Annotated in this window: 8 protein-coding genes and 2 tRNA genes; 6 read left to right on the top strand and 4 right to left on the bottom strand. The window is 72.1% G+C overall.

The features are described from left to right. Positions 1–18 precede the first annotated feature (18 nt). The 3 genes from ABZ562_RS12365 (at position 19) to ABZ562_RS12355 (ending at position 3,387) form a co-directional block, all read left to right on the top strand. Positions 19–867: a DUF1906 domain-containing protein gene (locus tag ABZ562_RS12365; RefSeq protein ID WP_361477040.1), complete on the top strand. Its 849-nt coding sequence runs from the start codon at positions 19–21 to the stop codon at positions 865–867. A gap of 168 nt (positions 868–1,035) precedes the next feature. After that, positions 1,036–1,566, top strand: coding sequence for a SigE family RNA polymerase sigma factor (locus tag ABZ562_RS12360; RefSeq protein ID WP_361477037.1), 531 nt, complete (start codon positions 1,036–1,038; stop codon positions 1,564–1,566). A gap of 168 nt (positions 1,567–1,734) precedes the next feature. Beyond that, positions 1,735–3,387, top strand: a complete 1,653-nt coding sequence (locus tag ABZ562_RS12355; RefSeq protein WP_361477034.1) for a long-chain fatty acid--CoA ligase — start codon at positions 1,735–1,737, stop codon at positions 3,385–3,387. A gap of 76 nt (positions 3,388–3,463) precedes the next feature. On the opposite strand, the gene ABZ562_RS12350 is transcribed toward ABZ562_RS12355, so the two are convergent. Then, complete coding sequence (locus tag ABZ562_RS12350) at positions 3,464–7,828, bottom strand: PAS domain-containing protein (protein ID WP_361477031.1); 4,365 nt, start codon at positions 7,826–7,828, stop codon at positions 3,464–3,466. A 212-nt stretch (positions 7,829–8,040) separates the two neighbouring features. After that, the gene (locus tag ABZ562_RS12345; protein WP_361477028.1) at positions 8,041–8,490 is read right to left on the bottom strand and encodes an SSI family serine proteinase inhibitor; all 450 of its coding nucleotides are present in this window, start codon (positions 8,488–8,490) and stop codon (positions 8,041–8,043) included. Positions 8,491–8,712: 222 nt separating this feature from the next. Between ABZ562_RS12345 and ABZ562_RS12340 the strand changes: the two genes are divergently transcribed. Together ABZ562_RS12340 and ABZ562_RS12335 are read left to right on the top strand one after the other, a co-directional pair. Next, a tRNA-Ser gene (locus tag ABZ562_RS12340) sits at positions 8,713–8,803 on the top strand. A 270-nt stretch (positions 8,804–9,073) separates the two neighbouring features. Then, positions 9,074–9,146, top strand: a tRNA-Arg gene (locus ABZ562_RS12335). A 327-nt stretch (positions 9,147–9,473) separates the two neighbouring features. On the opposite strand, the gene ABZ562_RS12330 is transcribed toward ABZ562_RS12335, so the two are convergent. Together ABZ562_RS12330 and ABZ562_RS12325 are read right to left on the bottom strand one after the other, a co-directional pair. Then, positions 9,474–9,872 (bottom strand): hypothetical protein, encoded by a 399-nt coding sequence (locus ABZ562_RS12330; protein WP_361477025.1) that lies wholly within the window; start codon positions 9,870–9,872, stop codon positions 9,474–9,476. A gap of 246 nt (positions 9,873–10,118) precedes the next feature. Beyond that, positions 10,119–10,502 carry a MerR family transcriptional regulator gene (locus ABZ562_RS12325; RefSeq protein ID WP_361477022.1) on the bottom strand — a complete coding sequence of 128 codons (384 nt, stop codon included), beginning with the start codon at positions 10,500–10,502 and terminating at the stop codon, positions 10,119–10,121. A gap of 63 nt (positions 10,503–10,565) precedes the next feature. Here ABZ562_RS12325 and ABZ562_RS12320 point away from each other — a divergent pair, with 63 nt between their 5' ends. Beyond that, entirely contained in the window at positions 10,566–11,354 is a 789-nt protein-coding gene (locus tag ABZ562_RS12320) for an SDR family NAD(P)-dependent oxidoreductase (protein ID WP_361477019.1), read from the top strand. The last annotated feature ends 33 nt before the right edge of the window (positions 11,355–11,387 follow it).

The raw sequence follows: 11,387 nt of genomic DNA, 5'->3' as shown, positions 1-11,387 counted from the left end.
TCCACCTTGACTCGTCATATGAACCGAGGAAAGAAGAGCAGATGGATGTTCATGGGCTGGGCCGTCAGCCTGATCGCGGTGCTGGCCACCTCGATCACCGGCCCCGCTCCCGCCTCGGCGGAAGCCCTCCCCGACCCCCGGCCCCTGGGGGCCAAGGTCTTCCAGGGCTGGGGCTTCGACACCTGCCACGCCCCCTCGCTCGCCGCCCTGCGCGCGTGGAACGTCTCCCGGTACCGCGCCGTCGGCGTCTACTACGCGGGTCGCGGCCGGGCCTGCCCCAGCCAGCCCAACCTCAGCGCCTCCTGGATGCGCGGCGTGAAGAGCATGGGATGGCATGTGCTGCCCATCTTCGTGGGATCCCAGTCCCCCTGCGTCCGCAACAAGAACAAGAAGCATGTCCCCATCGGTGGCACGCCCTGGTCGCAGGGGCGCGCGGAGGGGAAGGACGCGGTCGCCCGCGCCAAGGCGCTGGCGATGAAGAAGCGCAGTGCGCTCTATCTGGACATGGAGGCGTACGACCAGGGGAAGGCGGGCTGCGCGGCCACCACGCTGTCCTTCATCCGCGGCTGGAACCGCGAGGTGCGGTCGCACGGCTTCTTCCCCGGTTTCTACAGCAGCGCCGAGTCCGGGGTGCGCCATCTGGAGAAGTCCCGGAAGGCGGGGATCCGTGACCTTCCCTCGGTGATGTGGTTCGCGCGCTGGAACGGGAAGGCGGCGCTGGCCGGTGAACCGGTCCTGGCCAAGAAGGCCTGGCAGCCGCACCGCCGCATCCATCAGTACGTGGGCAATGTGAGCGAGAAGCACGGCGGCCGGACGATGCAGATCGACCGCAACAAGGTGGACGCGCCGGTCGCGATCATCAGCTGAGCGGCCGGCCCCCACCGGGGCGACCCTGTCCGGCACAACCCTGAGAGAAACCCCGCCCTCTCCATCCGCAGGAGGTGTTGTCGGCCCTACCCCTACAACCTCAGGTTGATGCGGCTTCGGCACTTGTGGCCGATCCCCGACGAGCCGCTCGCTCCCTAGCGTTGGGACATGACCACGACCGTGTGCACTGGGGCTTCCGCCGCCGCGTTCCCGTCGTTCACCTCGTACGTACGGGCTCGGGAGCCGATGCTGCTGCGCACCGCCCGCTCGCTGACGCCCAACGCCTGTGACGCCGAGGATCTGCTGCAGACCGCGCTGACCAAGACCTACGTCGCGTGGGAGCGGATCGAGGACCACAAGGCGCTGGACGGCTATGTGCGCCGGGCGCTGGTCAATACGCGGACCTCCCAGTGGCGCAAGCGCAAGGTCGACGAGTTCGTGTGCGAGGAGCTGCCCGAGCCGGACCCGGTCCCCGCTCCCGACCCCGCCGAGCAGCAGGTTCTGCGCGACATGATGTGGCGCGCGGTGATGCGGCTGCCGGACCGTCAGCGGGCCATGGTCGTCCTCAGGTATTACGAGGACCTGAGCGAGGCCCAGACGGCGGAGGTGCTCGGGGTGTCCATCGGCACGGTGAAGAGCGCCGTCTCACGCGCCCTGGGCAAGCTCCGCGAGGACCCGGAGCTGAGCCGCGCGGCCTGACGGCGAGTGATCCGACGGCGAAAGAGCGCAGGGAGCAGGCCCAGGCCCGGGGCGAAAGGGCCGCAGGGCGGAGTGGTTCTCCGAGTCGAGCGGGGTAGTGACATACCGGCCGGTCGCTTGCACAATCGGCGGACTACCCGCGCGTAACCGTAAAACCTGGAGGCCACGGTGCTCAGCACGATGCAGGACGTACCGCTGACCGTGACCCGCATCCTCGAGCATGGAGCGCTCGCCCACGGAAAGGCCCAGGTGGTCACCTGGACCGGCGGCGGTGAGCCGCAGCGCCGCAGCTTCCACGAAGTGGGCCTGCGCGCCACCCGGCTGGCGAACGCGCTCCGCGACGAGCTGGGTGTCGAACAGGGCCAGGCGGTCGGCACGCTTCTTTGGAACAACTGCGAGCATCTGGAGGCCTATCTCGCGGTCCCCTCCATGGGCGCCGTGCTGCACACCCTCAATCTCCGGATGCCCACCGGGCAGCTGACCTGGATCATCAACCACGCCGCCGACCGCGTCATCGTGGTGAACGGTTCGCTGCTGCCGCTCCTCGCCCCGCTGCTGCCCGAGCTGGGTTCCGTAAAGCACGTCGTCGTCGCCGGGCCGGGCGACCGTTCCGTACTGGACGGGTGCCGGGCCAGTGTCCATGACTACGAGGAACTGATCGAGGGCCGCCCCGAGCGCCATCCCTGGCCGGTGACCGATGAGCGCCAGGCCGCCGCCCTGTGCTACACCTCCGGAACGACCGGCGACCCGAAGGGCGTGGCCTACAGCCATCGCTCCATCTACCTGCACTCGATGCAGGTCAACAGCGCCGAGGCATTCGGCATGTCCGCGAAGGACACCTTGCTGCCCGTGGTGCCGATGTTCCACGCGAACGCATGGGGCACCCCGCACGCCGCGTTCATGGCGGGGGCCTCGATGGTGATGCCCGACCGCTTCCTGCAGCCCGCGCCGCTCGCCGACATGATCGAGGCCGCCCGGCCGACCCTCGCCGCCGCCGTTCCCACCATCTGGCAGGGACTGCTCGCCGAACTGAGCACCACGCCACGGGACGTCTCCAGCCTCGCCCATGTCTACATCGGCGGTTCGGCCTGCCCGCCGTCCCTGATGAAGGCGTTCGAGGAGCGGCACGGCATCCGCGTCGTGCACGCCTGGGGCATGACGGAGCTGTCGCCGCTGGGGTCCATGGCCCATCCGCCCGCCGGTCTCACGGCGGAGGAGGAATGGCCGTACCGGGTCACACAGGGCCGGTTCCCGGCCTCGGTGGAGTACCGGCTGATCGCGCCCGACGGCGCGGTCGTGCCCGCGGACGGGGTCGCGGTCGGCGAACTGGAGGTGCGCGGACCGTGGATCGCGGGCGCGTACTACGGAGGGGCGACGGGCGAGCCCATGCGGCCGGAGGACAAGTTCACCGAGGACGGCTGGCTGAAGACCGGCGACGTCGGCACGGTCTCCCCGGACGGCTATCTGACCCTGACCGACCGGGCGAAGGACGTCATCAAGTCGGGCGGCGAGTGGATCTCGTCGGTCGAGCTGGAGAACCACCTGATGGGCCATCCGGAGGTCGCCGAGGCGGCGGTGGTGGCGGTGCCCGACGAGAAGTGGGACGAGCGCCCGCTCGCCACGGTGGTGCTCAAGGAGGGCGCCACCGTGGACTACGCGGGGCTGCGGGAGTTCCTCGCCGGGCGGGTCGCGCGCTGGCAGCTGCCGGAGCGCTGGGCCCTGATCCCGGAGGTGCCGAAGACGAGCGTGGGGAAGTTCGACAAGAAGGTCATCCGGAAGCGGTACGCGGACGGCGAGCTGGAGGTGACCACGCTCGACTGAGGCCGCTGGGCCGAGGCCGCCCGGCCGGGCCCGTTTTCCCCCAGCCGGTGCCGTACCCGTACCCGCAGCCGGTTCCTCAGTTGGTGCCGATCTTCGCCAGCAGGTCGACGATCCGGGCCTGCACCTCCGCGCTCGTCGAGCGCTCCGCGAGGAACAGCACCGTCTCGCCCGAACTGAGCCGCGACAGGTTCGCCGGGTCGATGTCCGCGGAGGTGTAGACGACCAGCGGGGTGCGGTTGAGCAGCCCGTTGCCGCGCAGCCAGTCGACGATCCCGGCCCGGCGGCGGCGTACCTGCATCAGGTCCATCACCACCAGGTTCGGGCGCATACGCCCCGCGAGCGCCACCGCGTCCGCGTCCGTCGCGGCCCGGGCGACCTGCATGCCGCGCCGCTCCAGGGCCGCCGTCAGCGCCGCCGCGATCGGTTCGTGCTCCTCGATCAGCAGGACGCGCGGCGGATGCTGTTCGCTGTCGCGCGGGGCGAGCGCCTTGAGCAGGACGGCCGGGTCGGCACCGTACGCCGCCTCCCGCGTCGCCTGGCCGAGCCCCGCCGTCACCAGCACCGGCACCTCGGCGGCGACCGCCGCCGTCCGCAGCGACTGCAGCGCCGTCCGGGTGATCGGCCCGGTCAGCGGGTCGACGAACAGCGCCGCCGGATACGCGGCGATCTGCGCGTCCACCTCCTCCCGGGAGTTCACGATCACCGGGCGGTAGCCGCGGTCGCTCAGCGCCTGCTGCGTGGACATGTCCGGCGCGGGCCACACCAGGAGACGGCGCGGGTTGTCCAGCGGCTCCGGGGGCAGCTCGTCGTCGGGCGGCGGGGTGCGGTCGTCGACGATCTCGATGGCCCCATTGGGCCCGTCCAGCGGCTCCGGCCCCTCCGCTCCCTCGTCCGGCGCGCCGATCGCGAAGGCGCGCCCCGAACTCTGCGGCGAGGCCGGACGGGCCGGCTGCGGCCCCGGACCGGACTGGGGGCGCGGCTGTGCTCCGGGCGGGGGCCCCGCCTGGCCGGGGGCCTGCGCAGGGGACTGCGGGTGGGCGCGGTTGGCCGCGGGCTCCAGGTCCGCCGAGGTGTTCTGCCCCGCCATATCGGGCCGGGCGGCCAGCTTGCGCCGCCTGCCCGACCCCGCGGTGGCCGTGCCACCGGAGGGCGTCTGGGGCTGCTGTGGCTGGGGAGTGCGCTGGTGCTCGCTGACCTGCTGCGCGAACGGCACCCCCTGGCCCAGCGTGCGCACGCTGAACGCGCGCCCCTGGGTGGTGTCCGCGCCCTGCGGAGCGCCGTGCGGGGCGCTTTGGGGGGCGCCCTGGGGTGCCTGCGGCGCGTTCTGATGCGGATTCTGGCGTGCGTTGTGGGGCGCGCCCTGGGGCGGCGCGCCGCGCGGCACCTCGGGGGGCAGCTGCTGTGCGGGGGGCTGCGCACCGGGCGCGGGTTCCGGCTGCTCCTCGGAGAGGGGGCGCCGGGCGCGGCGGCGCCCGGTGGGCTGGGCCGCCTGCTGGCCGCCGAGGGAGTCCTGCGGCGGCTCGCCCCAGGCGGGCCGCTGCTGCTCGGGGGCGCGGGCGGCGGGGAGCGCGGGCATGGCGGACTCGCCCGCACCGGCGCCCGCACTGGCGCCCGCACCGGGGCCCGTTCCGGCACCCGGCCCGGCCGTGCCCGGACGCGGGGGCTGCGGTCCGCCCTGTCCCTGGTACTGGCCCTGCCGGCCCGGTGCCTGCTGACCCTGCTGCGGGGCCTGACCAGGACCGGACGGCCAGCTTCCGTTGCGCGCGGTGCCGCCCGGGGGCACGGGCTCGCCCCGTACGGCCAGGCCACCACCCTGCGGCTGGCCCTGCGCCTGCGGCTGCGGAGCGCCGACGCGCGGGTCCCGGCCACCGTGCTGCGCGGGGACCAGCCCGGCGGGCCCCGCCGGGCCCAGCTCGGGCGGCAGCGCGCCGGGCTGGGCCCGGTCGGCCGCCGCGGGCGGCAGCGCGAACGGAGACCGTGCCGCACCCGCATCGCCCGCGGGCTGCGGCTGGGATGGGGTCTGTGCCTGGCGCTGCGGCCGGGACTGGGGCTGGGGCTGCTCCGGCGCCGGCCGGTTCGGCGTCTCGGACAGGGGCCGCCGGGCGCGGCGGCGTCCGGTGGGCTGGCCCGCCTGCTCCGCCTCGGCGGAGTCCTGGGGGGCTTCGCCCCAGGCGGGCTGCGGCTGCTCGGGGGTGCGGGCGGCGGGGAGCGCGGGCATGGCGGACTCGCCCGCACCGGCCGCGCCGGGGCCGTTCGCGTCGGCCGCCGCCGGGGGCAGCGCGAACGGGGAGCGGGCCCCTCCGCCCTGGCCGCCCTGCTGCGCCGGATACGGACCGTCGGCCTCCGGGGCCGGGGAACCGCGCCGCCGGCCACCCGCGGCCGGGGGCTGAGGCTGAGCCGCCATGCCCTGAGGCGGTACGACGCCCATCGCGGCGGGGCCGACCGGCTGCGGACCGTTCGGATCGTGCTGGCCGTCCGTACCGGCGCCGGCCACCGACGGGTCCTCGTCGGGTCGCGGGCGCGCCCGGCGCCGCCCGGTCGGCCGCGGCTGGTCCTGCTCGCCCGGCTGATTCTGGCGGTTCGGATCCGTACCGGCCTCCGCGGGGAGCGCGACGGACGCGGAACGGTTCTGCGCGCCGCTCGTGTCCGCTCCCGGGGCGCCCTGCGCATCACCGGAGCCGGGGGCGCTGTTCGGATCGCCGTCCGCGCCGCCGCCCGAGGCCTCCGTGGCCGCGCCCGTTCCGCCGCCCGAGGTCCCCTGTCCCTGCGTGCCGTCCGCGCCCCCGGACGCCCCCTGGGCGTCGGCCTTCGCGCGCTCCTGGTCCGCGGCCGCCGCCGAGATCGGCACCTCCAGGACGTAGGCGTGACCGCCCATGCCCGGCATCTCGTGGGTCTGCAGCACACCACCGTGCCGGCGCACGATCCCGCGCACGATCGGCTCGTGCACCGGGTCGCCGCCCGCGTACGGCCCGCGGACCTCGATCCGTACGACGTTGCCGCGCTGCGCCGCCGCGACCACGATCGTCGAGTCCCCGGACGCGCCGCCCCCGCCCGAGGCGGCCTTGCCGGTCGAGTCGACCCCGGCCACGTCGGCGATCAGATGGGCGAGCGCCTGGGCCACCCGCTGCGGGTCCACTTCGGCCTCGATCGGCGGGGCGTGCACGGCGAACTGCGCGCGCCCCGGGCCGATCAGCTCGACCGCGCCCTCCACACCGGCCGCGACGACCTCGTCCATCGAGACGGCGCACCGGGCCAGCTCCTCGCCGTCCGCGTCGAGCCGCTGATAGCTGAGGACGTTGTCGACGAGCGTGGTCATCCGGGTGTACCCGGCGGCCAGGTGGTGCAGGATCTGGTTGGCCTCGGGCCACAGCTGCCCGGCCGGGTCGTCGGCCAGGACGCCCAGCTCGCTGCGCAGCTCCTGGAGCGGCCCGCGCAGCGACTGGTCGAGCACCGCGAGCAGCTGGCTGTTGCGGGCGGCGAGGGCGTCCAGCCGCTCCGCGTACGTCTGCCGCTCCCGGTCGAGCCGGCCCTGCAACTCCTCCATCGCCTTGGCGTGCTCGTCGCGAAGCTCTTCCAGCTCCTTGTCGTGCCGCGCCGCGAGGCTCTCCAGCTCCTCGGCGTGCGTCGAGACGAGGGCTTCCTCGGCGCGCCGGTCGGTGAAGGTCATGACGGCGCCGACGAGTTGCTCGCCGTCCCGTACGGGCGCGGTCGTCAGGTCGACCGGTACCGCGCTCCCGTCCTTGGCCCACAGCACCTGGCCGCGCACCCGGTGCTTGCGGCCGGAGCGCAGGGTGTCGGCGAGCGGGGACTCCTCGTACGGGAAAGGGGAACCATCCGCGCGCGAGTGGTGTACAAGAGAGTGAAGTTCCTGACCGCCCAGGTCACTGGCCCGGAAGCCGAGGATCTGCGCCGCGGACGGGTTGACGAGGACCACCTTGCCCTCGGTGTCCACGCCGACCACGCCCTCCGCCGCCGCGCGCAGGATCATCTCGGTCTGGCGCTGCTGGCGGGCGAGTTCGGCCTCGGTGTCGAGCGTCCCGGTCAGGTCCCGCACGATGAGCATCAGCAGCTCGTCGCCGGTATAGCTGTACTGGTCGGCGTACGGAGTCCGCCCGTCCTCCACGTTCGCGCTGGTCACCTCCACGGGGAACTGGGCCCCGTCGGTGCGCCGCGCGATCATCCGGGTCGGCTTGGTGCTGATGATCCGTTCCGAGTCCCCGGGCCTGCGCATCGACCCGGGGATCCGATTGGGATCGAAGGAGGGGAGAAGATCGAGCAGACCACGACCCACGAGTGCGGTGCCCGGCGCCTCGAAGGACTCCAGCGCGATGTGGTTGGCGTTGACGATCGTGCCGTTGCAGTTGACCAACAGCAGCGCGTCGGGAAGGGCGTCGAGTATCGCTGCGAGGCGAGCAGCGCCTCGGGATGGCCTGCTGCTCACGACGACGCTTCCTCCCTGACTTACCGCACCTTGCTGACACCCGCGGTCATTGTGCCGCCCGTCCGTGGAGTGTCTCAGGGGAGTCTACGGGCACCAAGGGCGGGCGCGGCGGTAGATGAGAGGGAGGTCGCAGCAGGACGTGCACGTCTCGGCGCACGCCCGGACAAACCTCTCGGGCTCCCCCGCCGCCCACTCCCGGCCCAATCCGCAGGTCAGCTCCCAGGCAGACGCAAAACGATCGAGAAACGGTTCCAGCGGGCGATTTCGCACCCGTTCGTTCGCGTGAAGCGAGCATTCACGGGACGGCCCGCCCAGCGCCCCCTCACCGTCGCCATGGCCTCCCCGCCGTACTGCCCCGTGCACATGGCCCCGGGCGGCACCGGCGCGAACGGATCCCGCCCCCACTCGGTCTGCTCGTCCAGCTGACGGCAGGCGGCCCGCGCCCGTGGATGCGTACCCCCGGTGGGGTGGCACGCCAGTACGTACCGCACGGCGTCGAAGTGCCGGCCCGTCTCGCTCACCCTGATGACGAGACGGTCGGAGCTCTCCCCGTCGTACGACACCGGCAGCGGCAGCGGCGTGGCCCCCGCGGGGCTCAGCGCGGCCACGGTGGCGGCGACGGCGGCGGCGGTGGTGACGGCGAGGCGGTGCAGCAGGGGCATGTGAGTACTCCTGGTGTGATCAGAGCCGGGGCGCGCTGCCCCTGCCCTGCTAACGCGCCCCCGCCGCGCGCGTTGCGCCGCCATCCGGGCATTGCGCCCCTCAGCGCTTTGCGGTCCTGCCCGCCTGCCGAGTACCGTAGGCCGCGATTGGTGACATCCCGCAGGGCTGTGACATCATCTGCACACACCACATCGCGCTCGCGTGAGCCGACACGGTGTGCTGGAGGCTTCGCCTAGTCTGGTCTATGGCGCCGCACTGCTAATGCGGTTTGGGCCCTAAAGCCCATCGAGGGTTCAAATCCCTCAGCCTCCGCTTCTTGAGAGCCCCGGTCGATCACGACCGGGGCTCTTCTGCGTACCCCCTCCGAGTGACGAGCCGCTTCCGCAGCGTCATCCGGTCGGAGCGCCCCGCGCCGTCCCACGCGTGCCTTCTCTCCTGTCGCCCAGACGGGCTTCGCTGACCTCAAAACAGGCATCTGCCCAGGTCAGAGGGGGTGAGGGAAACGGATTTCGCGTGACAGCGAAGGTCATGTAATGTTGTTCCCGCAACGCCGACCGGCAAGAAAAACCGCCGGGAAGCCAAGCGCTCGTAGCTTAACGGATAGAGCACTTGACTACGGATCAAGAGGTTGCAGGTTCGAATCCTGCCGAGCGCGCAGCAGCTCAGAGGCCCCTTCCACTGGTTGGAAGGGGCCTCTTGCGTTGGCTGGTGCCGCGCGTCTCGATCAGACGGTGACCAGCGCGCCGCCGGTGCCGTCATCATCGTCCTGACCTCGAGCTGTGCCCGAGGTCAGGGAAGCGGACGCGGCGGACCCCTGGCTTGCCGCAGAGGAGGGTGAAGGCGCGGTTGCGGTTGCGCGGCTCGGTGGGCGTTCGGCTCTTCGTGGTGAAGACGAGATCGCTGCCGCTGCCCTTCCAGTTGTCGTCAGCCGCCGGCCGGTCTCCGCGCTGCTGGCCACGACGGGCCCGGAGTGCCGTCACGATCATCCTTCTGGCGCGGTGGGGCGAAACAGTGACAGGAAACCGCCGAGCAGAGCGAACGCGGCGAAGAACAGCTCCGTTTCCACCTTGCTGGCGCTGCTCTCGGCCATCTGAGTGTTGAGCAAGATCCACATCGCCCATCCCAGGGTCACCAGCAGGTGATTGTCCCGCTCCCTCATCAGCCGCATCCCCGCCCACAGCAGCAGCGGCACCAGCGTCACCACAGCGACTACGGCCAGCGCGCTTTCGGTGAACCCTGCGCCGATGCCTCCATCCGGATTGGCCTGTTGCGCTTCCCACGCCCACTGCTCGGCAGACTCCCAGACCCAGTACGTCGTATGGGCTGCGGCTGCCGAGACGCCGACGCCCTTCAACCAACGGCATAACCTGCTGCTCAACATGGCCTCACCATGCACAGCACAGCACTCGCACGCCTGAGTACCCATACTCAAAATGGGCCAGAAGGTGCGTGGACGTGGCCTTTGGTCTTTGTTTGCGAGTTTCCGCCGACAGAGCCGGGGCCTTGGGCGATCACCGTTGTTGGCCGGGTCGGAACTGCATCACCTGCGCGCGCGGCGTGGGCTGCGCGCACCCTGTTTTGGGGAGAGGGGAAGGACACCAACTGCTGACGCCAGGCTTCAGTCGCCTCAAGCGGAGCAATGGGGTTGGCCACCGAGGGAGGTGGGGGCCTCCGTGCCCGAGAGGTACCGGTCGAGCATCTCGCGGCGCTGAGCGAGCTGCTGCTCTTGGCGGGCGAGTTCGTCGCGGACCTGCCGGACGCGGGCCAGGAGTTGTGTGCACTCGCCTGCGGGCGGTGTCGGTGCGGTGCAGGGAAGGATGTCCCGGATGATCTGGGAGGGAAGTCCCGCGCGGTAGAGGTCCTGGATGAAGGCGACCTGGCGCACGGCTTCCTCACCGTAGTCCCGGTATCCGTTGGAGCGGCGGTCGCTGGAGAGCAACCCTTGGTCCTCGTAGTACCGGAGCGAACGGGTGCTGGCCCCGGTGGCCCTGCTGAGTTCTCCGATGCGCACGCCGTCTCCTCCACCGAGCCAGACTTGACCTTGACGTTAATGTGAAAGTTTACCGTTCCGAGCATGAAGACGAAGGAAGAGACGAGGCGGCGAACTGCTGTCGTGACCGGCGCCGCGACGGGCATCGGGGCCGCGATCACCGAGCGGCTGGCCCGGCAGGGCATGCACCTGGCCCTGGTCGCACGGGACGGCGCACGCTTGGAGGCGGCGGCCAAGCGGTTGCGTGCCGAGCACGGGGCCCAGGTGTCGACGCTCGCTCTGGACCTGTCGCACCAGGGTGCTCCTGCCCGGCTGGCCGAGTGGCTGACGGGGGCGGGGGCCGAGGTCGACGTGCTGGTCAACAATGCCGGGGCCAGCCTGATGGGGCCGGTCGCCGACAGCGATCCCGCGCGGGTGCGGGGCCTGGTCGACCTCAATGCCGGCGCGGTGGCGGAGCTGACGGCGCTTCTGCTGCCCGCCATGGTCGCGCGGGGGAGGGGGACGATCGTCAACATCGCGAGCACCGGTGCGTACGCGCCCGTTCCGTATGTGGCCGCCTATGCGGCCTCGAAGGCGTTCGTGCTGTCCTTCACCCAGGCGGTGTGGGCCGAGACGAGGAGGACGGGGGTGCGGGTCGTGGCGGTCAGCCCCGGTCCCACCGACACTGCGATGAACACACGGCGCATGCCGGGCAAGCGGGGGCCCGATGCCGTCGCGGACACCGTGATGTCCGCCTTGCGCGGCCGGGGCCCGGCAGTCGTCGACGGCCGTCTCAACACGTTGCAGACCTTCGTCTTCGGTCGCCTGCTGCCCCCGTCAGCGGCTGCCCGGATCGCCGAGCGATCCCTGCGCAAGGCGGCGCTCGGGAACTGACCCGGCCCTCTTCCGGGCGGGACCGGACTCGGG

Origin of the sequence: Streptomyces sp. NPDC019937 (assembly GCF_040631655.1) — a bacterium.
Taxonomy (GTDB): Bacteria; Actinomycetota; Actinomycetes; order Streptomycetales; family Streptomycetaceae; genus Streptomyces.
This window is presented reverse-complemented; position numbering and strand designations above follow the sequence as displayed.